Origin of the sequence: Pseudoalteromonas marina, assembly GCF_000238335.3 — a bacterium.
In the GTDB taxonomy this organism is placed as follows: Bacteria; Pseudomonadota; Gammaproteobacteria; order Enterobacterales; family Alteromonadaceae; genus Pseudoalteromonas; species Pseudoalteromonas marina.
In genome coordinates this window covers 1,629,327-1,649,599 of the sequence record NZ_AHCB03000005.1, presented here as the reverse complement: position 1 = coordinate 1,649,599, position 20,273 = coordinate 1,629,327, and the positions used below count along the sequence as shown (strand labels likewise).

The following is a 20,273-nucleotide window of genomic DNA, read 5'->3' as shown; positions in this document are numbered from 1 at the left end:
TTCATCAAAGAAACGCTATTTAATTGCTATGTTTGGACTGTCGAAACTTTTCTCTTCTAAATCGGTGCAAAAACAACCGATTATTGCTGCTTTAGCGGCTTATCGTAGTGCGGCCTTTGCCGTAGGAATTGACGAAAGCTTTATTGAGTCAATTTCTGAAAACGACGATAAATCATTACAAATTACTCTTACTTTACCTTTTGCTGCGCAATCAGAAATCCCCCTTGTAGAGCAGCATGTCCGTGATGTTTTAAATATTGAAATCTCAATAAAGGCTAAGGTTGATATTCAAGAGCCTGCAAAGTTTAAAGGAATTAAACATATTGTACTTATTGCTTCAGGTAAAGGCGGGGTAGGTAAATCGACGACAGCTGTTAATTTAGCCGGTGCGTTAAAAGGCGAGGGAGCAAAAGTTGGTATTTTAGACGCTGATATTTATGGTCCTTCAATACCTATGTTGTTGGGCCTTGTTGGTGCTGAGCCAAAAACAAAAGATAACAAACAATTACTACCGTTTGATGCCAATGGCATTAAAGCCCAATCTATTGGATTTTTAGTACCCAGTGATGACGCAACAGTATGGCGAGGCCCAATGGCATCGGGTGCACTTAGCCAATTACTGAACGAGACTGATTGGGGCGAGCTCGATTATTTAATTGTAGATATGCCCCCAGGTACAGGTGATATACAACTTACTATGAGCCAAAAAGTACCTGCCAGTGGGACTGTGATTGTAACTACGCCTCAAGATTTAGCACTTGCTGATGCCCAAAAAGGCATTGCAATGTTTAATAAAGTAAATGTGCCAGTACTTGGTTTAATAGAAAATATGAGCCATTACGTTTGCAGCCACTGCGGTGAGGAAAACCATGTATTTGGCAAAGAGGGCGCACAAAAACTAGCCCACAAGCATGGCGTTCCGGTACTTAGCCATATTCCCCTTGCCATTGATATTAGAGAGTACTCTGAGCAAGGAAAACTTATTGCTAGCGATAACGATGCGGCAATAAGCAAAACATACAGCGCAGCAGCTAGGCTTATAGCCAGCACGCTATATTATCAACAGCATCACAACAGCATAGAAATTGTGATTACAGAAGATTAAAAGCATGAGACTTTCAGATACACATATTAAAGAACACCTAAAAGATGGCCGAATAGTTATAGAGCCTGCTCCGAGTAGTGAGATGATATCGGGTGTGACAGCAGATTTACGTCTTGGTAATAAATTTAGAACGTTCAATGCCCATAATGCAGCCTACGTTGATTTAAGTGGTCCAAAGGATCAACTCAATAAAGCCATGGAATCAATCATGAGTGAGGAAATTGAGCTTGCAGACGGTGAAGCGTTTTTTTTACACCCAGGTGAACTCGCGCTTGCAATCACTTATGAAAAAGTAACGCTACCTGCCGATATTGTAGGGTGGTTGGATGGGCGCTCATCGCTTGCGCGTTTAGGTTTGATGGTGCATGTAACAGCACACCGAATTGATCCCGGCTGGAGCGGTAATATTGTATTGGAGTTTTACAACTCAGGAAAATTACCCTTAGCGCTGCGCCCAATGATGAAAATTGGCGCTATGAGTTTCGAAATGCTCTCAGGGCCTTGTGAAAACCCGTATAACATTCGTAAAGATGCTAAATACAAAGACCAGAGTAGCGCAGTTGCAAGTCGCATAAGTGATGAAAACAGCTAAACCTTATCGGGTAAATTATGAAGCGCATAACCCAATAGTTGAAAATAGTGGTTAAGCGCTTTATTTGCCTTGGTGGTATGTTGTGCTGGTGGGTATATTAAATTACTGGATTGCAAACCGCCCACCAAAAAACTGTTTTTTATATTTGGGTGTGCATATATACAGGCTTCAAAACAGCGAGCTGCAATTTCTTCAGGCATACTCATATAATTCATATTATGGGCTTGGTCGTGTTTAATACATGCTTGCACAAATTCATTGGCATTTTCGCCACTTGCATCTAAAAATACTTCTTTATAAAAGCTGTTCAGTGCGTCATTGAGTGGGTGCATTAAATTTGGTGTATTTGAAAGCCAAAGCTTTGAAGCAAATCCATAGCGTGGTTTTACTTTAAATAAATGTTCACTAATGTGGTGATCGAATGCATGAAACCACTCATGCGCGAGCGCACCACCGCCCGCATTTTTAGCAAGTGCTAATGTTTGACTGCCTGCATTGTAATGCGCTTGCACACCTTTTTGACCACCGTGCCCAAATGCAAAATTTAACTTTCCGCGCAGACCAATTGCTCTAGGTGGTAGGTGCAGTATTTGCGCCAGGTCGGCCAGCGCATCGTAAATTAAATTAGCGCTAATATAGCGCTCTTCTTTGGTTACCCATTTACCAACCACCATTGATCTGAACCCAAACGTGGTTCTTATATCGCTAAAATCAACTTGGTCATCAAAGCGATAGTCGGGGCCTAGACGAGTAAATCCTCGTTTTAATCTATTTGGGTAATGTCGCATCTGTTTATCAAAAGCTAAATTTAATTTAAGTAACGTGCTTTTACGTGCTCAGGCATATGTTGGGTTTGTTTATTAATTAATTCTTCTAATAAAGTAAACAAAGGCTCTGGGTTTAAATGTTCTATTAAGCTCAAGCTATGAGCAACGGCTTCAAGTGTAGAGAGGCTATCGGCACGGAGCGCTTTACGAATTGTATAACGATTTTTAGGTAGTTTATTAAAACTCACTGTTCTAAATTTATTGAGTGCAGGGGTGAGTTGTAAAATTTTATAGGCTTTTTTCCATGTGCCATCGATCACAATTAAATGAGTGATGTGCTTATGTTTTGTGGAGCTTGGTTCATCTAGGCAGGTGGCGTTTTCGTTTGGGTAAAGCAGTACTGTTGATTCTTTTGGCAAACTATTTAACATACTAAAGTCAGCACTGTTTTCACCTTTGATTATTTCGCAATCAGTTAGACTTAAGTCGAGTAATTTAGCCGTGTTTTTTGCTATTTTTTCTTCGCTGGGGTGTTGTAGAATAATAACTTTAACTTTGTTAGTTATTGTTTCAATAGCGCTGCATACACAGGTATTAAGTGCAAAATTACAATGAGTACAAAGAATGCGTGCCATTTTAAAAACTTTCTCTCTATTATTAACTTGTAAATTATACATTTATGAAAGCAATTAAGTTGGTTTTTTTTCATTTATCAATATACAGTAGTTATATCAAATACAATGAACATGGATAGTTGAAGGAATTAAATAATGACAGACATTACCATAGATACATCAGCGTTAGAGAATATGAAATCTTTATTGGGCGAGCAGTTTGCTGATACGCTTGATTTTTGTTGTGCCGAGTTTGAACGTCTGGGCTCTGAAGTTATGGCAACCATTGGTAAAGATAAAGAGGCAGCGATTCGTCATTCTCATAGTTTAAAATCAAATGCCGCGCAGTTTGGTGCGTCTAGTTTAGCTGATGTTTCGCGCACCATAGAGTTAAGCTTAGTTGATGATGACTTAGCTAAAGCGATGGATGCTTGTGCCAACTTAATGCCACAGGTAGAAGGCTCTCAAACAAAATTTAAACAATGGTTAGATGCACAATAGTTAACGTGAATTAATTTCAGTTTTAAGCTGTTAAATTTACTGGTGTTATATTTTTACTCGGTTAGTCTAGTAGGCAATCGGGTTTTTATTGTTGAGATAAAATAGACCTTGCTTATAAAACTCAAATTACAAAGGTCATCAGGCGCCAGCTAGTAGAGGTAAAATGTCAGATATAAAAAAGAGTCATAAATTAGAAGGCGTATGTTATGACATTCGTGGACCTGTTTTAGCTCAAGCTAAAAAAATGGAAGACGATGGTCAAAAAGTCTTAAAATTAAACATCGGTAATCCAGCTGCATTTGGCTTTGATATGCCTGAAGATATGCATCGCGATATTATCCGTAACCTGTATTCTGCCCAAGGTTATTGTGACTCTAAAGGACTTTACTCAGCCAGAGTAGCTGTTTACCAGCATTATCAACAACGTGGGTTAAACAACTTAGACGTTGATAACATTTATATTGGTAATGGGGTAAGTGAACTAATCCAAATGATCACTCAAGCTTTGCTTAACAACGACGATGAAGTGCTCATCCCTGCGCCAGATTATCCGTTGTGGACTGCGTCAGTTAAGTTAGCGGGCGGTAATCCCGTTCATTATTTATGTGATGAAGAGCAAGACTGGTTTCCTGATATAGATGACATAAAAAGTAAAATCACCTCTAAAACCAAAGCCTTGGTGTTAATTAATCCGAACAATCCTACTGGTGCGGTATACAGTGATGACCTGCTTAAGCAATTAATAGATATTGCGCGAGAGCACAAGTTACTGTTGTTAAGCGACGAAATTTACGAAAAGATTTTATACGATGGAGTTAGCCACACTTCAATTGCTTCATTGTGTGATGATGTGCCAATGATTACTTTTAATGGTTTAGCTAAAACTTACCGTGCTGCTGGGCTAAGAATGGGGTGGATGGTTTTAAGTGGTAAAACATCAGCCATGGACGACTTAAGTAAAGGGTTAGATATACTCTCGTCAATGCGTTTATGCGCTAATGTACCTGCCCAATATGCAATTCAGCAGGCATTAGGTGGTGTGCAATCAATTGATAACTTAATTAATCCGGGCGGGCGATTATACGAACAACGAGATATTGCATGGCGCGGTTTAAACGCGATTGAAGGGATTAGCTGTAAAAAGCCAAAAGGCGCTTTATATGCGTTTGCCAAGGTTGATACTGCACACTTTAATGTAAAAGACGATGAGCAAATGATGTTTGATTTGCTCAAGGCCGAAAAAATATTGTTAGTGCATGGGCGTGCGTTTAATTGGCCAGAGCCTGATCACTTTAGGTTAGTATTTTTACCTAATAAGGATGACTTAACTGATGCCATGCAAAAAATGCAGCGTTTCTTTAAAGATTATCGCCAGTTATAAAACTTTATAAAAAAACGAGCCTGTTGGCTCGTTTTTGTTTTTAAAGGCGTGTTATTAGTATGCTTTATCTACTCTTACGGTATTATCGCCTAAATAAACTAACCTCACATTATCGCCTTTGTGAAATCGCATACCTTGGTCTAGGTCTTGAACTACCATAAATTGGTCGCCATTTTCTACCTGAATTAGTAATTCAACTAACTGAGTTTGTTTGTAATAGCTACCTTGCTGACTATTGTTAGCAACGCTACCACCGATAACTGAGCCTAAAATTGTGGCTATAGCACGACCGCTGCCACCACCAAATTGATTACCAATAACACCACCAACAAGTGCGCCACCAAACGTTTTCCAGCCGTTCTTTTTGTCTTGTATTAGTTCTTGCTCGGTGATGTTTCGTACTGATTTAATGTCACCAAACAACACTTTTTGAACTGCTACGGCTTTATTGCGCTCGTATTTAGCAAAAGTGGGTGCACTTAATGTAAGTAAAGCGCACATAATTACAGCAATTGCTTTCATAACTTACTCCTATCGGCTTACCAGCCAAAGGTTGATTTTTCTTTGGTTTTGCGAATTTCAGTTTCGTCCGCCCATTCAATAAGTCCGCTTTTCATATCCATTAAGCGCATTGTGAATTTATAATATACGTCTGATTTATCTGCATTTGTTTTAACAATGCTTGATAAGTTGCCATACAACATGTACTGCGCACCAATTTGTTGTCCAAATGCAACCGCAGTTGCTGGGTTCACTAATGCATCTTCGTTTTGAAAGGTTAGCTGTTCACGAACAGCTTCTACACGTGTCATGTCTACAAAGCGAAACTTACCGCTGCGTAGCATTTGCGTAGAGATAGAATCAGTGATTGATTCTGTATCAATATGCTCACTGGTTTTGTTTTTAATACGTTCCACAAACACAACAGGACGGTTATTTTGAGTCATGCTTCCCACCACTGGCGAGCTTAGTAATGAGTCGGTCATTTGGCTCGCGACTTTTTGTAAATCGGTAGAACCAAAATTTATATCAGTTGTTTCAACTGCTTGAGCGTCACCATAGCTAACTACGGCTTTGTTAGCACAGCCGCTTAAGATCAATGCACTGAGCCCGACCAATGCGTAGGTGGATGCTGTTTTAAATGTCGTGTTCATAATAGTTTCCTTTAATCTTTAAATTCTTGAGATTCAGTTGATACTTTTCTAACTGCTAGTGAAAATGTAACAGCATCAGAGCTAGGCGCTAAACCTGGTAATTGTGTATTAGCAAAACCAAATAAAGTTAATGGCTGCCACGGTGAATGATTTCCTTTAATCAAAAAACCATCTTTATCAAACCATTTAAATTGATACTGTAAATATTGTGACTTTTTATATTGGCTAGATAGTGTAACCACCACATCAGTTAACTGATTTGTTTGACGCGTTTTAACGTCGGTAATGGCGAGTTTTTCACCTAAATCAGGGTTATCCACTCTAAGTTGATCATTAAAATTTCCTTTATTTTGTTCAACCGCTATACCTGATGTGACAGGCTGTGTTGCACAAGCACTTAGCAGTAAAACGGCACACATTGGCACTATGTATTTCATGGTGTCTCCTAGAGTTGAACTACATGGTAGTTAAAATAGTTATTAATAGAGGTTAGGTAAATTAAAGTTAACCCTTGCTTACTAACGGTAAAACTAATAGGCGGTTGATTGCCTATATTTAATATATGTTCACCTGCTGTCAGACTTTGACGCGCTACAGCAATTTGATTTGGTAATGTAAGCCAGCTTCGGGTGTCGGCTTGCTCTGACGCTAAATTATATATATTGGCTAAAATGTTGCCTACATCTCCTGCGCTGCGCGCAAGCTCAGCGCGAACTTTTTCTTTAGTTATGAGCCGTAATACTTGGCGTGTAATTTTGCCTGGTATTTTTTGTTCAAGAGTTTTAGCGGCTAGGGCTTCTAAATAAACTAATGGCGCTAATGCTACTTTTTGTCCAGCAATACTCACATTTTGTATAGGGCTAATGTAAGCACTGTCTTTATATACGGGCATAGCAAGGCTATAAAAACGAACATCACCTCTACTTGTATCAATCGGTAGTCTTAATTTAAATTCAGTTTGTTTGGGCACGAAACCTTGTTCAAGTAATACGATTACTTCACCATGGTTAGGCTTTAAAGTGCTAAGTTCGCCAAAACGTTGTGTGTATTCGTCAAATTGTTGCTGAAATCCTTGTTTTTTAGCTAAGCGAATTACATCTTGCTGTAAATATTTATTATTTGGTTGAATAGCTAACGCTTTTTTGTAGTCTATGTAGGCGTCGTCAAACTGTTTTGCACTTTGGTAAAGCAAAGCCGATAAGTAAAAAGTGTATGCGTTTTGAAAGCCATTTTTAACGTCTCTTGTCACATTATTCATACTTGGATAATGCTGCTGCGCTTCATTATTTACGGAATCTATTTCTGCTTCATTCTCGCTAAGCGCATCGGCTTGTACTTTATTAGCTCGGCGAATTTCGACCAGTGCACCTTCAACATCATTTTTATACACGTAGTTAAGCGCTTTATAGCTATGCAGCATGCTCATCTCGTAAGCAGGTGGTACATAGGTAATTGCTGAGTCATTCGTAAATAATGCATTACTTTGTTCAAGCCCGGCACTTAGTTGAATCTTTGCTGCTTGGCGTTTAGTGTGCATTTGAGCATATACGTTTTCGAATTTGCTTTGAGCGTTATCAGCTGAATTAGTAAGGTCGTTGATACGCGCTTGCTCAAGTTGATTAAGCAAGTAACTACTGTGTATAGTGCTATTGTCTGCAATTAACGATTTAGCTTGTTGTGGGTTATTATTTTCAATAGCATTTCGCACTGGCGTCATTTGTGTGGCGTAATCGTTAAATAGGTCGTTAAACCCTATAGAGCTACAACCACTTAAAATAAAACAAACGCTTAAAATTATACTTCTGCGCACACAGCACTCCTTTTAATCTACTTAAGCAGGTTAACACACTCACTTTAAACAAGAGTGTGAAACATTGTAAAAAAACGTAGAGCCATATCATCGTTAAGGTAAATATGCATGTTCTATGTGAATAAGGCGTGAATTTAGTAATGTGTGAAATAGACAGCGAAAAGTTAAGGTCTTATTAAGTTGAAAGTTTTTGCACACTTTGCCTTATGCTGTATAAATAACTTACTTTTATAGCAGTTTAAGTTATTTAACTACATCACCCATAAAAAAAGATTGTTTAATAACCAGATTTAGGTTGAAAAGGATTATTTTGAAAGCAGCTATATATACATTTATTGCTTTAATAGCATTTGCCGCCAATTCTTTATTTTGCCGAATGGCATTAGCTGAGGGGTATATAGATCCCTATAACTTTACCATCATTCGTTTATTAAGCGGTGCTGCATGTTTAGGTATTATTATGAGCGTTTATACTTATAATCTAAAACGTAATGGGTCATTTAATGATGCTATTTTAAGTGATACAGGGAGTTGGCGAAGTAGCATTAGTTTACTTGTTTATGCACTTAGTTTTTCGGTAGCCTACGTTGAGTTAGATACCGGAACAGGCGCTTTGATTTTATTTTCAGCCGTGCAACTTACGATGATTGGTTGGGGTATATATAAAAAAGAACAATTAAGCGCCGTGCAGTGGGCTGCTTTTTTGATTGCTGTTACGGGGTTTGCTTATTTGATGCTGCCCTCAGCGGCGGTGCCCTCGCTAATAGGAGCGGGATTGATGGCCATAAGCGGTGTTGCTTGGGGTATTTACAGTATACGTGGCAAAGTATGTGTATCGCCTTTACGAACGACGGGGTTTAATTTTATTAGAAGTTTAGTAGCGCTCCCCATCTTATTACTTGTTAGTATGAGCTACTTTAACGCACTTACCATAGAAGGCATTTTACTCGCTAGCGCTTCTGGCGCTTTAGCCTCTGGCATTGGCTATAGTATTTGGTACGTTGCAATGCCATTACTTAAAAGCACGCAAGCTGCGGTTGTGCAATTGTGTGTGCCGGTAGTTGCAGCGTTTGCAGGTGTTATTTTTTTACAAGAACAGTTAACGGTTGAATTTGTTATCGCCAGCTCAGTTATATTAACAGCGGTACTCATATTTATTTTAAATAAAAAGAAGGAGTAGTCCTTCTTTTATGGTGGACTAACGTTGGTCACAAAGCGCTTATAAAGTGAAGGTAAGTGCGCCAATACGGCACTTTTACCAAGTAGTTCACTGTTTTCAATGCATTTTCGTAAAGCACTTTCAGTGAGTTGAATACTAAGCAATTGTGATTGCTTAATGTGACTAATATGCCAAAGTTCAGGAGCTACCCCGTTTAAATCTTCGCGATAAGGCCGATAAAAACCAAATTTCTCAAGGTGAATACTGAGCCATTCACTCAATGGTGAAAAGGGACCGTTTTTCTCATATTCATGAGGAGATAACTGCAGTTGATAATCGTCACTAACACTGGCTTTGTCATATACATCCAAATCAGTACCAAAATGGTGCCTGCTTGCCCCAGGTAAAGCTGAATAACGCATAATTGCAATACACTTATCAATGTCACTTAAGTTCGTTAAATCAACAACCTTTTGTTGTGAATTATAAACAGGCCTTTGTCCTGAAAATTTGTTATTCCAAATTAGCGCTTGACGTTCAAAATCCCTAAAGCTTGATGCAATAGTTAAGTCAAACCCAGCTTGTTTAGCTGCATTTTGTAGCGCTATAAAATCAGCAGTGATAGCGCTATGCAAACGATGGCTTTGTATTTTAGTTAAATGTGTATCACTTTGCCCTGTGACACACGCTATCGTGGGTACTTGTAAATCAGTCATTAGGTTAACAATTGCTCAAGTATTTGCTCGTAAATGTCGGTGAGTTTAATTAAGTCATCTGTACTTACGCACTCATCCACTTTGTGAATGGTGGCATTACGAGGCCCAAGCTCAATGACTTTAGCACCGGTTTGAGCAATGAAGCGACCATCAGAGGTTCCCCCCGTGGTTTCTAAATTGGTTACTAATCCTGTCACAGACTCAATAGCATTAACGGTTGCGTCAACGAGTGGACCATGTTCTGTAATAAATGGGAGACCATTTACAATCCAGTTTAACTCGTAGTTTAAGTTGTGTTTTTGTAAAATGTCGATTACACGCTGTTGTAATTGTTGATGTGTAACTTCGGTGCTAAATCTAAAATTAAATTGCACATCTAGCTCACCAGGGATCACATTACCTGCACCTGTGCCGCCGTTAATATTTGATATTTGAAAGCTGGTTGCCGGAAAAAAATCATTCCCTTTATCCCACTGGGTTTGGCTAAGCTCTGTTAATGCTTTAGTGGCTAAATGAATAGGGTTTTGAGCCAGGTGAGGGTAGGCAACATGTCCTTGAATACCTTTAACTTTTAAGAATCCGGTAAGCGAGCCGCGTCGGCCATTCTTAACTACATCACCTAAGACATCCCGAGATGAAGGTTCGCCAACCAAACACATATCAATTTTTTCACCGCGAGATTCTAATGTATCAATAACTCGGGTGGTTCCATTTATAAATGGTCCTTCTTCATCAGAAGTGATCAAAAAAGAAATTGATCCTTTGTGGTTCGGGTATTTAGTTACAAAACGCTCAGTAGCTATAATCATGGCAGCAAGCGAGCCTTTCATGTCGGCAGCTCCTCGACCATGCAATAAACCATTTTCTACCAGCCCTGAAAATGGTGGGTGCTGCCAGTTTTTTGCGGGCCCCGTAGGCACTACATCTGTGTGCCCTGCGAAACAAAAATGCGGCGACTGGTCGCCTTTACGCGCCCAAGTATTTAATGTATCAGTAAAAAACAGTGACTCTATGTTAAAGCCGATCGCTTCGAGGCGTTCGTTCATCATTTGTTGACAGCCGGCATCTTCTGGGGTGACAGATTCACGCTGTATCAAGGCTTGTGCAAGTGCAATTACTTCATTCATTATTTAAAAATCTCATCGTATTGCGCGACCTTAAAGCCTAAATAAAAGTCAGTACCGTTAACTAATACTGGTCGCTTTATCATAGCGGGCTGCTGAACTAATAATTGAATAGCATTTTGCTTAGTCAAATTTTGTTTTTGCTCGTCACTTAAAGCTCTGTATGTAGTTCCGCGTTTATTGACTAATTGTTCCCAATCTAATTTATGAGCAAATTCAGCGACCATTTGTTCATTAACACCCTCTTTGCGGTAATCATGAAAGGTAAATTCAATATTATTATCTGTAAGGTACTTTTTAGCTTTTTTAATTGTGTCGCAGTTACTAATTCCGTAAAGAGTGATCATAAGTTACTTCTTTTTAATAATAGTTAATAAGGTGTCTTCAGCTGCTTTTACATGCAGGTGTGAATAATGAAATGTGCCCAGGTTGTGACCATTAAGTAATATTAAACTTCCTAGCATGGGGGAGTCTAATTCTCTAATGTCAAAATAAGCAAGTCGTTGGCCTTTGAGTACTTGGCTGCCATTTAACTGTGCTATATGGGTATGCGTAATTGCTGCAGAGGCAGGTAAGGTTAAATTAATGAGTATTTTTAACCCATTTTTAGCCTGCAAAATAAATTCAGTTCCTGCGTTTTTAACCTGCAGTAAAACCCCATCAAAGGGGGCTAAAATTTTATGACTGGTTGCTTGCACCATAACACCGGGGCCAAGTGTACCAAAACTGAACAAAGGCTCTGGGTGATTACTTAATTCTACTACCTTTCCCGTAAAAGGACTGGTGATATTAATAGCATCACGGGGGATTTTATTTTGTGCAATAAGCTCTATTGGTTGTGCTTTCATAAATTAGTTTGTCACCACATTATAGCCATCTTTTTTTAGTGCTGTGATTGCCTGGGCCGCTGTTTGTTTTTTTACAAGTATGTAGTCAGTATCGTAAGTTGAAATAGAAAAGATAGATATTTGTGCTTTAGCTAACACGCCAGAAATATTAGCCATAATTCCTGTTAACGAAAACCCTAAAGGGCCAATAACTTCTAATGCTTGCCAATTAGATTCTGTATCCAGGCTGTGTAATTCAAAACTACTGGGGCATACAATTGATAGTTCGTCATGGGTTTTTGAGATAAAAAACAACGGAAGTTTTAACAAAGCAGCAGGGATATCAGCATCAATATCTAAACTATGTATAGACAAAATAGTGCTGTGTAATTGTAATGTTTGTTTTGACATTAAAAACCTGCGGTACAGCAAAGACGATTTATTAATAGTATAGATTATTAAAGATAAATTAAAGCGGTAACTCACCGTAACTAAGCTGCAAAATATGAGCTACTTATACTTACCCACAATTTCTGTGGATAACTATGGGGGTTGAGAGGTATAAATAGCCTAACTAACTAATTTATAATTAGAAATTAGCTAGGCTATAAAAAGCACATGTTAATTAAAGCCTTTAATTAAGTGCTTCGACTTGCGCTGCTTGAATAGCGGTAAGTGCGATTGTGTATACAATGTCATCAACTAATGCACCACGGCTTAAATCGTTGACTGGTTTACGCATACCTTGAAGCATTGGACCAATACTGATGAGGTCTGCGCTTCTTTGCACGGCTTTATAGGTTGTATTACCGGTATTTAAATCAGGGAAAATAAACACCGTTGCTTTACCCGCTACGGGGCTATTTGGTGCTTTTTTAAGCGCGACGTTTTCCATAATTGCTGCATCGTACTGAAGGGGACCATCAATAATCAAATCGGGACGTTTTTGTTGAGCTATTTTGGTTGCCTCTCGCACTTTTTCAACGTCGGCTCCTGTACCAGATGTACCTGTACTGTAGCTGATCATGGCAACACGCGGCTCTATACCAAAAGCTGCAGCTGAGTCAGCTGACTGAATCGCAATGTCAGCAAGTTGCTCAGCATTTGGATCTGGGTTAATTGCACAGTCTCCGTAAACGAGTACCTGATCAGGCAGCAACATAAAAAATACCGACGATACAAGCGATGAGCCCGGGGCCGTTTTGATGAGCTGTAATGGCGGTCTAATTGTATTAGCGGTTGTGTTAACTGCTCCTGAAACAAGTCCGTCAACTTTGCCTTGTTCAAGCATCATAGTACCAAGTACTACGTTATCGAGTAATTGTTCTTGAGCTACAACAGCAGTGAGACCTTTGCTTTTTCGGATTTCGACCATAGGCTCGACATAATCATTAATGATGCTGCTTGGTTCTACAATACTTACATTTTCGTTGAGCTCTATACCTTGTTGCTCAGCAATACGCATTATTTCTTCGCGATCACCTAATAAAATGGTTTTTGCTATACCGCGTTGCCCACAAATAGCAGCCGCTTTAATAGTTCTAGGTTCGTTGCCTTCAGGTAAAACAACCGTTTTGCCTGCTTTACGAGCTTTATCTGTAAGTAAGTATCTGAAAGCTGGTGGCGAGAGTTTACGTGTTTTCCCCACATTTTTTGCCAGTGAGTTTAGCCAATCTGAGTCAATATATTCAGCATTGTGGCTTTTCACTTTTTCTATACGTTGGTCATCATCGCTTGGCACTTCCATATTAAAGTTATGAAGTAACAACGATGTTCGCCATGTATCGGCCTCTGTTGCTAAAATTGGGAGGCCCGTTTGCATTGCTTGTTCGCACAGCGCCATAATACGTTGTTCTGGCATAAAACCACCGGTGAGTAGTATTGCCCCAATTTTAGTACCATTCATTGCTGATAAACACGCAGCTACTAAAATATCAGAACGATCACCAGGAGTAACTAATAATGCACCTGGTGTAAAGTGGTTTAAAATATTAGACACTGTACGTGCACAAAATGTGATACGACGCAGGCGTCGATGCAGCATGTCACCTTCGTTAATAATTGTGGCTTTTAAATACGCACTTAGGTCTTTCACTCGTGGTGCGACTAAATCAAAGTCCCATGGTATTGCACCAAGCAACATAAATGGATTTTTTCTAAAAATTGGCAGTGATGCTAAGCGGTTTAGTTCATTATCTACTTCATCAGGTTTGTAAGAGTCGACTAAATCGGCGCGTGCTCTGCCTTCTTCATCAAGAGGGGCATTAACTTTATTAAAAATACAGCCTAATACACGCGGGTGGTCAATACCACCGTAATTACCAGCTGCAATCTCAAGACGATCTTCAAGCTGGGTAATATTATCGTTACCAGGCGTTAATACAAATACAATATCGGCACCGAGTGTTTGCGCTATTTCACGGTTAACGCGCCCTGCATAAGGTTGTTTACGAGTCGGAACCATGCCTTCAATAATGGCAACTTCATCGTCGTTAATTTTACTTTCAAAGCGCTCAACAATTTCTTCTAATAAGTCGTCGCCCTTTGCATCACCAATCATTTGCTCTGCGTAATCCAATGCAAACGGTGTTGGTGGGTCAATAGGGGAGCCTTGCTTTATTATTTGTGTCGATTTTTCTGGACCGGTTTCGCCAGAGCGCGGTTGAGCAATAGGTTTAAAGAAATTAACTTTTACCGCCTTTTGCTCAAGCGCACGCACAAGCCCGACGGAAACAGATGTTAAACCAACTCCCGTAGAAATCGGTATCAACATAATACGGTGTGCCATATTATAGCTCCTTAACAATATTTGCAGAGTCGAGGGCGATAACCCATTCTTCATTCGTTGGCATGACGACAGTTTTGATACGAGATTGCTCAGTGCTAATTACACCTTGTTGACCAAAACGAGCATCTAAATTTGCTTGCGTGTCACATTCCATACCTAAAAATCCAAGTTGAGTGATCACTTTTTTACGGATGATATCTGAGTTTTCTCCAATACCGCCGGTGAAAATAAGCGCATCAAGACGCTGCAAAGGCACCATGTACGACGCAATTTGCTTAGATAAACGATAGCAAAACATTTCGAGTGCTAATGCTGCTTGTTGATTTCCCGCCAAAGCAGCTTCTTCAATGGTACGGCAATCGTTAGAAAGTTCACTAATGCCTAACAAGCCACTTTTTTGATTGAGTAAGTCATCTATTTGTTGCGCACTATAATCAAGTTGTGTCGTTAAAAAGTTAAATAAACCTGGATCAATATCGCCACTGCGAGTACCCATTACTAACCCTTCAAGTGGCGTAAGGCCCATACTTGTATCGACACTCTTACCATTTTTAATCGCACATACAGAGCAGCCATTCCCCAAATGAGCACTAATAAAATTACTTTTTTCAATAGGTTGGTTAAGTAGTTTTGCTGTTTGCCCGGCAACATAAAAATGGCTCGTACCATGAAAGCCATAACGTCTAACACCAAACTCGGTATATAAATTGTAAGGCAGCGCATAAAGGTATGCGACCTTATCCATAGTTTGGTGAAAAGCCGTATCGAATACGGCAATTTGAGGTAAGCCTTTAAACGAGTCTTGCGCGGAAGATATACCCAGCAAGTTGGCATGACCATGAAGCGGTGCAAGTGTTGCAGCCTGGGTTATGCTTTCAATAACTTTATCATTAATTAATACTGATTTGGTAAAGTGCTCGCCACCGTGAACAACACGATGACCAACAGCAATTAGCTGTTCATCTAGTTTGTGATCTTTTATTAACGTTACTAGCGTATTAATAGCCTCAGCGTGAGCTTGCTCTGGTGCTAAATCAATAAGTGTTTTATCACCTTTGTATTTATACTTTACCGACGGAGTTGCTGCACCTAGTCGCTCTGCTAAGCCCGATATAATTTCATGGCCGGTGTTTGCATCAATAATGGCAAACTTTAAACTTGAGCTACCACAGTTTAATACTAAAACATGTTGTGACTTAGGAGCGGGTGTTGGCATAGATATAATTTCCATAAATAAAGTTTAGTAAGTGAACATTAATTATTTACTGTTACACTCAGGTCTTAATTAAAATGCTAAAGATATTATAAACAAGGTCGTTAGACCCATGAATAAGTTTTATATTTTAAACTATTTGATGTATTTAGTTTAGTATTTTGCACAATTTAACAGCATAATTAAGCACTTTTATTGATTAAGTGAAACCCGCCGTATTTGTGTTACACTTTGTAAAATACGAGCTAGTTTATATATTGAATTTAGTAATTGTGAGGAGTCATGATGCAAAAAAGTGTGATGTCACAAGTTCAAATTGGTAGACAGTACGCAAAACAATGGCCAATGCGAAAAGAGTTAGCTCCATTGTTTAGTGAGTTTAGGGTAATTAGAGCAACAGAACTTGCCATTACTGTTATGCCCATTCTTGCTATGTTGACATTATTTTTTCAACTAAATTACCTCGGCCCTGATTTTTTACCACAAGCGATTGCAAGTGCATTGTTTTTCTTATCTTTACCTCTACAAGGTTTATTGTGGTTGGGTAAACGAGCACAAACCCCATTAGACCCAGCCATGCTAAGTTGGTACAAAGAGCTTCATACAAAAATGGTTGCTAATGGTTATCAAGCTAAGTTAAGTGAAAAAAAGCCCCGGTATTTGGAGCTTGCAACTTTACTTAAAGATATGTTTGAAAAAATGGATAAAGCGTTCACTAAAGAACAGTTTTAATAAACGCTTCTACTAATCACGCTTTTTGAAATTGCGTTATATAAAACGACAAGGTGACATGGTGTTCACCTTTCTCTTCTAGTGTTTCCCAGTGCTCAGGTCTAAATTTCCACGCAAACGGTGTCATCATTATCAGGTTTCTAACATCGTTAATACTCAGTGTTACCTGTTGAGTGATCAAATCTTGGTGAGTTTCTGTAAAACCTTCAGGCACATCTACTTTCGTATGCTCGCTTACTGATTGGTAAATATAGGCTTTTAACTCTTTTAAATGCCATGGCCCTGGGCTGGCCACGACAAGCGTAGCATTAGGTTTAGCGAGTCTATCAAGCTCTTTAGTAAATAAAGGTGCAAATACACTTATAAGAATATCAGCAAACCCTTCTTTAAAAGGGGCTTGACTGATTGACGCAACGCTAAAGCTGCTGTTGGGGTAACGTTTAGCGGCGTATTTTATAGCTGACTTTGAAATATCTACACCATAAACTTGCGCTTGAGTATTATTAGCAATAGCGTGGGTGTAAAACCCTTCGCCACACCCTAAATCAATAATATTATTACCTTTTATAGTACTTGTTATATTGCTCAGTGCTTGTTGTAAGAATGCATAAAAACCCTGCTCTAAAAATGTGCGCCTTGCTTGCACCATTTCAAGCGAGTCACCAGGTTGTTTAGAGTTTTTGTTTTGAACAGGCAGTAAGTTAACGTAGCCTTCTTTGGCAAAATCAAAACTGTGGTTGCTTTCACAGCGCAGTGTATTTTGAGTTTTTGTTAGCGATTTGCTACATAAAGGGCATTGATATTCAAGACTCATGAGTCTAGGTAATCCTTGTCGTAAAAAGTTTTAACCCAGTGGGGACGGTATGTAATTAAAATGGTGATGGCCATTCCGTTCAACATGGCTTCTGGAAACCAAATTATAGCACTTAAATAAACGTAATTGTCGGCAAGTTCTTGCCAATTATACTGACCTAAAGAGAAATAAAAGAGGGCACCTAAAGATATCTTTATGCACGCTATAACCCCAGCTGTTATGAAGGCACAAACAAATATATAAACAAAAAAATGTTTTGGTAAATAGTGATAGCACACAACAAAACTTAAATAACTCAATAATATGGGAATAAAAGCGCCAATAAGTATTTGTACAGGTAAAAGGTTAAAACTAACCTGCCCAAATGAAAACAACAAGGCACTTGCCAGTAGGCTACTCAAAATGGCTAGCCGCCAGCCCAATATTAAGGTGGCTGCAGTAATACCAAGTATGTGCAGGTCAAGGCCAGTTAAAATACCGGCTTTAATACGCCACAGTAGTGCAAATACAAGCGCACAGGCTAATACACCTGTTTGCCTAGCAGATGTTTTATAAAGCGATTTATAGGTGTTTTTGTCGAAACTAAAAATCGCAATAGCAAGTACAAGGGCCCATATCAGCCCTTGTATTTCAGTATTTAACATTATAGCTATTTAAACGTTGACCAAATTGGCGCATGATCTGATGGTTTTTCAATTGCACGTAGCTCATAGTCAATTCCTGACTCAATACAACGCTCAGCAAGTGATTGAGTTGCAAGCACAACATCAATTCGCAGGCCGCGATTATCTAAAAAGCCTTTAGAGCGGTAATCAAACCATGAGTATTGATCGTTAACATCAGGATAGAGTTCTCTGAAGGTATCTTTAAATCCCCAATCTAAAAGTGTTGATAGCCATTGACGTTCCTCTGGTTGGAAAGAGCACTTACCTGTTTTTAGCCAGCGTTTAGCGTTGACCTCACCAATACCTATGTCTAAATCTGTAGGTGATATATTTATGTCGCCCATAACAACTACATCCTGATCGGGAGTGAGGTTTGTATCTAGATGTGTCATCAAATCTTTATAAAATTGACGTTTATAGGGGAATTTAGTTTCGTGATTGATGTTATCGCCTTGCGGGAAATAACCATTCATAACGGTAATGTCGCGACCATTATCTTGTTCAATAGTGACGCTGATCATGCGCTTTTGCGACTCTTCTGTGTCGGTAGCAAACCCTTTTAAGACCGATTTTGGCTCTTTTTTGCATAACATAGCTACGCCGTAATGTGCTTTTTGACCGTGAAAGTAGACGTGGTACCCCATTTTTTGAACATCGTCTAATGGAAACGCTTCATCATGAACTTTAATCTCTTGCAAGCCAATTACGTCTGGTTGATGTTTATCAATAACAGCTTGTAATTGGTGAAGACGAGCACGCAGACCATTGATATTGAAAGAAATCACTTTCATTCGATTTACCTTTAAATTTGTTCTCATTTTGATAGCAAATTGTATCAGTAATTTAGCTTACATAACATGTCTGAAATGACAAAATAGCTGCGCAAATGTTGATCAAATGGTGGTGAAAGTTTAAACATTGTTAATGTTGTATTAATTTATAAAATAAATAAAAAATTCAATTGATCTGCAATAAATTGGCTATATAATGCGCGCAAATTCATTGGCAAACTCGTTCACATAGGATCTCTCATGAAAGCACAATTATTTTTAGCGGCAACATTATTAGCATCTTCTTCTGTTTCAGCTCAAAGTAACACTTACTTCAGCCAAGACAGCTCTATTGAGTCTAAGCTGTGTGTATTAAGCGCAAACGAAGGTTTTTCTGCAGCACGTAAATTAGCAGCTAAGCACAATGTATACTTATCACGCTTCTCACAAAGCATCATGTGTAACGGCCAAGATATTCGTGATATTGCAAAGAAAGATTCAACAAACAACATAATTGAAAACAAAGTAGAAGTGTTTGCTAAAGACGCTCAACAAGAAACTCAATTATGTATGACTGCATTAAAGCAAGGTTTAGCGCCAGTACGCCAAAAAATAGGTAACTTAAATTCGCTTAAATGTAACGGTCAGAAAGTTACTGACTTTGTTAAGCGTTATCAAAACGCTGCAATTTAATTAGCACGACAAAATTAATGAGAGCCCAGCTTTTACAGCTGGGCTTTTTTTTTGCAAAATTTACAAGGTTGGTTGAAAAGGTTTCAAGGCTAACGTATTGAAAATAGAATAAATAATAAACAGGATTTATGTAAGACACTGAAATTTATATTTATTTTATTTTGGCACCAGACTTGTATTAGTTGTTGTGACATTTATTAACAACGAAGGACACGTCTTATGAAAAAGTTAACATTAGCAACAACTATTCTAGCAACATTAAGTTTAGCAGCCTGCGCATCTAATCAAGGTCTTGATAAAATAGACAGCAACTTTGCAAGCCTAGACAACGACAGTGATGGTTTTATTTCAAAAGTTGAAGCTGACGACGATAATATTTGGGGTCACTTTTCAAATATCGACACCAATATGGATGAAGAAATTAGTCGTAAAGAATTTAATGCTTACATGCAGTTAAACACTGGCAAGGTTGCAACCGATAGTGATGTAAGTGAATCAGCCTTTAAAGCTGAAATTGCAAAATTTGACAAAATTGAAAGTAGTTTTGCCAGTTTAGATAACGATAGTAATGGTTACATATCAGTTGTTGAAGGCAATGACGACGATATTTCAAATCACTTTGGTTATATGGACAAAAACGAAGACAAGCGAATTAGTAAAAATGAGTTTATGGGCTACATAAATAAATATGGTAAATCTGTAGCTGAAGACGAAGCGTTAGAGTCAATTAAACACAGCTAATTAAAATTCAGAACATAAAAATCAAAGCCAGTTATTTTAACTGGCTTTTTTTATGGCTAATTTTAGATAATTGCCAGATATATTTTCCTAGTTAGTGGTTGTTCTGT

At 38.7% G+C, this 20,273-nt stretch carries 24 protein-coding genes; 8 read left to right on the top strand and 16 right to left on the bottom strand.

Translation table 11 applies throughout. From position 1 onward, the window contains the following. Positions 1 to 28: 28 nt before the first annotated feature. The gene (apbC, locus tag PMAN_RS07620; RefSeq protein ID WP_010557499.1) at positions 29 to 1,105 is read left to right on the top strand and encodes an iron-sulfur cluster carrier protein ApbC; all 1,077 of its coding nucleotides are present in this window, start codon (positions 29 to 31) and stop codon (positions 1,103 to 1,105) included. A 4-nt stretch (positions 1,106 to 1,109) separates the two neighbouring features. Further along, positions 1,110 to 1,697: a dCTP deaminase gene (dcd, locus tag PMAN_RS07615; protein WP_006792188.1), complete on the top strand. Its 588-nt coding sequence runs from the start codon at positions 1,110 to 1,112 to the stop codon at positions 1,695 to 1,697. Here dcd and PMAN_RS07610 read toward each other — a convergent pair. Both PMAN_RS07610 and PMAN_RS07605 read right to left on the bottom strand, forming a co-directional pair. Further along, positions 1,694 to 2,485, bottom strand: a complete 792-nt coding sequence (locus PMAN_RS07610) for a CLCA_X family protein (RefSeq protein WP_033035021.1) — start codon at positions 2,483 to 2,485, stop codon at positions 1,694 to 1,696. The genes dcd and PMAN_RS07610 overlap by 4 nt on opposite strands. Before the next feature lie 20 nt (positions 2,486 to 2,505). Beyond that, positions 2,506 to 3,099, bottom strand: coding sequence for a tRNA-uridine aminocarboxypropyltransferase (locus PMAN_RS07605; protein WP_010557497.1), 594 nt, complete (start codon positions 3,097 to 3,099; stop codon positions 2,506 to 2,508). A gap of 135 nt (positions 3,100 to 3,234) precedes the next feature. Between PMAN_RS07605 and PMAN_RS07600 the strand changes: the two genes are divergently transcribed. Then, positions 3,235 to 3,579: an Hpt domain-containing protein gene (locus PMAN_RS07600; protein WP_008131485.1), complete on the top strand. Its 345-nt coding sequence runs from the start codon at positions 3,235 to 3,237 to the stop codon at positions 3,577 to 3,579. A 163-nt stretch (positions 3,580 to 3,742) separates the two neighbouring features. Continuing rightward, positions 3,743 to 4,960 (top strand): pyridoxal phosphate-dependent aminotransferase, encoded by a 1,218-nt coding sequence (locus tag PMAN_RS07595; protein WP_010557496.1) that lies wholly within the window; start codon positions 3,743 to 3,745, stop codon positions 4,958 to 4,960. A 54-nt stretch (positions 4,961 to 5,014) separates the two neighbouring features. On the opposite strand, the gene PMAN_RS07590 is transcribed toward PMAN_RS07595, so the two are convergent. The 4 genes from PMAN_RS07590 to PMAN_RS07575 are packed head-to-tail and all read right to left on the bottom strand — an operon-like array spanning position 5,015 to position 7,924. Continuing rightward, positions 5,015 to 5,482 (bottom strand): outer membrane lipoprotein, encoded by a 468-nt coding sequence (locus PMAN_RS07590; protein ID WP_006792183.1) that lies wholly within the window; start codon positions 5,480 to 5,482, stop codon positions 5,015 to 5,017. Between the two features lie 17 nt (positions 5,483 to 5,499). Further along, positions 5,500 to 6,114 (bottom strand): penicillin-binding protein activator LpoB, encoded by a 615-nt coding sequence (gene lpoB, locus PMAN_RS07585; RefSeq protein WP_010557495.1) that lies wholly within the window; start codon positions 6,112 to 6,114, stop codon positions 5,500 to 5,502. Between the two features lie 11 nt (positions 6,115 to 6,125). Further along, positions 6,126 to 6,551, bottom strand: a complete 426-nt coding sequence (locus PMAN_RS07580) for a YcfL family putative periplasmic lipoprotein (protein WP_010557494.1) — start codon at positions 6,549 to 6,551, stop codon at positions 6,126 to 6,128. An 8-nt stretch (positions 6,552 to 6,559) separates the two neighbouring features. Next, positions 6,560 to 7,924, bottom strand: a complete 1,365-nt coding sequence (locus PMAN_RS07575) for a COG3014 family protein (RefSeq protein ID WP_010557493.1) — start codon at positions 7,922 to 7,924, stop codon at positions 6,560 to 6,562. Between the two features lie 310 nt (positions 7,925 to 8,234). On the opposite strand from PMAN_RS07575, the gene PMAN_RS07570 reads away from it, so the two are divergent. Next, the gene (locus PMAN_RS07570; protein ID WP_010557492.1) at positions 8,235 to 9,104 is read left to right on the top strand and encodes a DMT family transporter; all 870 of its coding nucleotides are present in this window, start codon (positions 8,235 to 8,237) and stop codon (positions 9,102 to 9,104) included. A gap of 8 nt (positions 9,105 to 9,112) precedes the next feature. Here the strand turns inward: PMAN_RS07570 and PMAN_RS07565 are convergent, their stop codons facing one another. The 7 genes from PMAN_RS07565 to PMAN_RS07535 form a co-directional block, all read right to left on the bottom strand. Next, positions 9,113 to 9,799 (bottom strand): M15 family metallopeptidase, encoded by a 687-nt coding sequence (locus PMAN_RS07565; RefSeq protein WP_010557491.1) that lies wholly within the window; start codon positions 9,797 to 9,799, stop codon positions 9,113 to 9,115. Beyond that, positions 9,799 to 10,926: a succinyl-diaminopimelate desuccinylase gene (gene dapE / locus PMAN_RS07560; protein WP_010557490.1), complete on the bottom strand. Its 1,128-nt coding sequence runs from the start codon at positions 10,924 to 10,926 to the stop codon at positions 9,799 to 9,801. Before dapE ends, PMAN_RS07565 begins: the two co-directional genes overlap by 1 nt. Then, positions 10,926 to 11,270 carry an ArsC family reductase gene (locus PMAN_RS07555; RefSeq protein WP_010557489.1) on the bottom strand — a complete coding sequence of 115 codons (345 nt, stop codon included), beginning with the start codon at positions 11,268 to 11,270 and terminating at the stop codon, positions 10,926 to 10,928. Before PMAN_RS07555 ends, dapE begins: the two co-directional genes overlap by 1 nt. A 3-nt stretch (positions 11,271 to 11,273) precedes the next feature. Further along, positions 11,274 to 11,771, bottom strand: coding sequence for a PTS glucose transporter subunit IIA (locus PMAN_RS07550; RefSeq protein WP_010557488.1), 498 nt, complete (start codon positions 11,769 to 11,771; stop codon positions 11,274 to 11,276). A 3-nt stretch (positions 11,772 to 11,774) separates the two neighbouring features. Further along, positions 11,775 to 12,161 (bottom strand): ACT domain-containing protein, encoded by a 387-nt coding sequence (locus PMAN_RS07545; protein ID WP_010557487.1) that lies wholly within the window; start codon positions 12,159 to 12,161, stop codon positions 11,775 to 11,777. Between the two features lie 223 nt (positions 12,162 to 12,384). Further along, positions 12,385 to 14,538: a phosphate acetyltransferase gene (gene pta, locus PMAN_RS07540; protein WP_006792172.1), complete on the bottom strand. Its 2,154-nt coding sequence runs from the start codon at positions 14,536 to 14,538 to the stop codon at positions 12,385 to 12,387. 1 nt (position 14,539) lies between these two features. Continuing rightward, positions 14,540 to 15,754, bottom strand: a complete 1,215-nt coding sequence (locus PMAN_RS07535; protein WP_010557486.1) for an acetate kinase — start codon at positions 15,752 to 15,754, stop codon at positions 14,540 to 14,542. Between the two features lie 282 nt (positions 15,755 to 16,036). Here PMAN_RS07535 and yfbV point away from each other — a divergent pair, with 282 nt between their 5' ends. Continuing rightward, positions 16,037 to 16,483 carry a terminus macrodomain insulation protein YfbV gene (gene yfbV / locus PMAN_RS07530; protein WP_006792170.1) on the top strand — a complete coding sequence of 149 codons (447 nt, stop codon included), beginning with the start codon at positions 16,037 to 16,039 and terminating at the stop codon, positions 16,481 to 16,483. A gap of 16 nt (positions 16,484 to 16,499) precedes the next feature. Here yfbV and rlmA read toward each other — a convergent pair whose 3' ends face one another. The 3 genes from rlmA to xthA are packed head-to-tail and all read right to left on the bottom strand — an operon-like array spanning position 16,500 to position 18,753. Then, on the bottom strand, positions 16,500 to 17,297 hold the full coding sequence (gene rlmA / locus PMAN_RS07525) for a 23S rRNA (guanine(745)-N(1))-methyltransferase (protein WP_010557485.1): 798 nt from the start codon (positions 17,295 to 17,297) through the stop codon (positions 16,500 to 16,502). Next, on the bottom strand, positions 17,294 to 17,941 hold the full coding sequence (locus PMAN_RS07520) for an energy-coupling factor ABC transporter permease (protein WP_010557484.1): 648 nt from the start codon (positions 17,939 to 17,941) through the stop codon (positions 17,294 to 17,296). Before PMAN_RS07520 ends, rlmA begins: the two co-directional genes overlap by 4 nt. 5 nt (positions 17,942 to 17,946) lie before the next feature. After that, positions 17,947 to 18,753: an exodeoxyribonuclease III gene (xthA, locus tag PMAN_RS07515; protein WP_010557483.1), complete on the bottom strand. Its 807-nt coding sequence runs from the start codon at positions 18,751 to 18,753 to the stop codon at positions 17,947 to 17,949. Positions 18,754 to 18,993: 240 nt separating this feature from the next. On the opposite strand from xthA, the gene PMAN_RS07510 reads away from it, so the two are divergent. Beyond that, the gene (locus PMAN_RS07510) at positions 18,994 to 19,425 is read left to right on the top strand and encodes a hypothetical protein (protein ID WP_010557482.1); all 432 of its coding nucleotides are present in this window, start codon (positions 18,994 to 18,996) and stop codon (positions 19,423 to 19,425) included. 219 nt (positions 19,426 to 19,644) lie between these two features. After that, on the top strand, positions 19,645 to 20,166 hold the full coding sequence (locus tag PMAN_RS07505; RefSeq protein ID WP_010557481.1) for an EF-hand domain-containing protein: 522 nt from the start codon (positions 19,645 to 19,647) through the stop codon (positions 20,164 to 20,166). Positions 20,167 to 20,273: the final 107 nt, after the last annotated feature.

Bases quoted from the DNA above. Each gene is read 5' to 3' on its own strand.
- apbC (WP_010557499.1), top strand. From the start codon at position 29: ATGTTTGGACTGTCGAAACTTTTCTCTTCTAAATCGGTGCAAAAACAA.
- dcd (WP_006792188.1), top strand. From the start codon at position 1,110: ATGAGACTTTCAGATACACATATTAAAGAACACCTAAAAGATGGCCGA.
- PMAN_RS07610 (WP_033035021.1), bottom strand. From the start codon at position 2,485: ATGCGACATTACCCAAATAGATTAAAACGAGGATTTACTCGTCTAGGC.
- PMAN_RS07605 (WP_010557497.1), bottom strand. From the start codon at position 3,099: ATGGCACGCATTCTTTGTACTCATTGTAATTTTGCACTTAATACCTGT.
- PMAN_RS07600 (WP_008131485.1), top strand. From the start codon at position 3,235: ATGACAGACATTACCATAGATACATCAGCGTTAGAGAATATGAAATCT.
- PMAN_RS07595 (WP_010557496.1), top strand. From the start codon at position 3,743: ATGTCAGATATAAAAAAGAGTCATAAATTAGAAGGCGTATGTTATGAC.
- PMAN_RS07590 (WP_006792183.1), bottom strand. From the start codon at position 5,482: ATGAAAGCAATTGCTGTAATTATGTGCGCTTTACTTACATTAAGTGCA.
- lpoB (WP_010557495.1), bottom strand. From the start codon at position 6,114: ATGAACACGACATTTAAAACAGCATCCACCTACGCATTGGTCGGGCTC.
- PMAN_RS07580 (WP_010557494.1), bottom strand. From the start codon at position 6,551: ATGAAATACATAGTGCCAATGTGTGCCGTTTTACTGCTAAGTGCTTGT.
- PMAN_RS07565 (WP_010557491.1), bottom strand. From the start codon at position 9,799: ATGACTGATTTACAAGTACCCACGATAGCGTGTGTCACAGGGCAAAGT.
- dapE (WP_010557490.1), bottom strand. From the start codon at position 10,926: ATGAATGAAGTAATTGCACTTGCACAAGCCTTGATACAGCGTGAATCT.
- PMAN_RS07555 (WP_010557489.1), bottom strand. From the start codon at position 11,270: ATGATCACTCTTTACGGAATTAGTAACTGCGACACAATTAAAAAAGCT.
- PMAN_RS07550 (WP_010557488.1), bottom strand. From the start codon at position 11,771: ATGAAAGCACAACCAATAGAGCTTATTGCACAAAATAAAATCCCCCGT.
- PMAN_RS07545 (WP_010557487.1), bottom strand. From the start codon at position 12,161: ATGTCAAAACAAACATTACAATTACACAGCACTATTTTGTCTATACAT.
- pta (WP_006792172.1), bottom strand. From the start codon at position 14,538: ATGGCACACCGTATTATGTTGATACCGATTTCTACGGGAGTTGGTTTA.
- PMAN_RS07535 (WP_010557486.1), bottom strand. From the start codon at position 15,754: ATGCCAACACCCGCTCCTAAGTCACAACATGTTTTAGTATTAAACTGT.
- yfbV (WP_006792170.1), top strand. From the start codon at position 16,037: ATGCAAAAAAGTGTGATGTCACAAGTTCAAATTGGTAGACAGTACGCA.
- rlmA (WP_010557485.1), bottom strand. From the start codon at position 17,297: ATGAGTCTTGAATATCAATGCCCTTTATGTAGCAAATCGCTAACAAAA.
- PMAN_RS07520 (WP_010557484.1), bottom strand. From the start codon at position 17,941: ATGTTAAATACTGAAATACAAGGGCTGATATGGGCCCTTGTACTTGCT.
- xthA (WP_010557483.1), bottom strand. From the start codon at position 18,753: ATGAAAGTGATTTCTTTCAATATCAATGGTCTGCGTGCTCGTCTTCAC.
- PMAN_RS07510 (WP_010557482.1), top strand. From the start codon at position 18,994: ATGAAAGCACAATTATTTTTAGCGGCAACATTATTAGCATCTTCTTCT.
- PMAN_RS07505 (WP_010557481.1), top strand. From the start codon at position 19,645: ATGAAAAAGTTAACATTAGCAACAACTATTCTAGCAACATTAAGTTTA.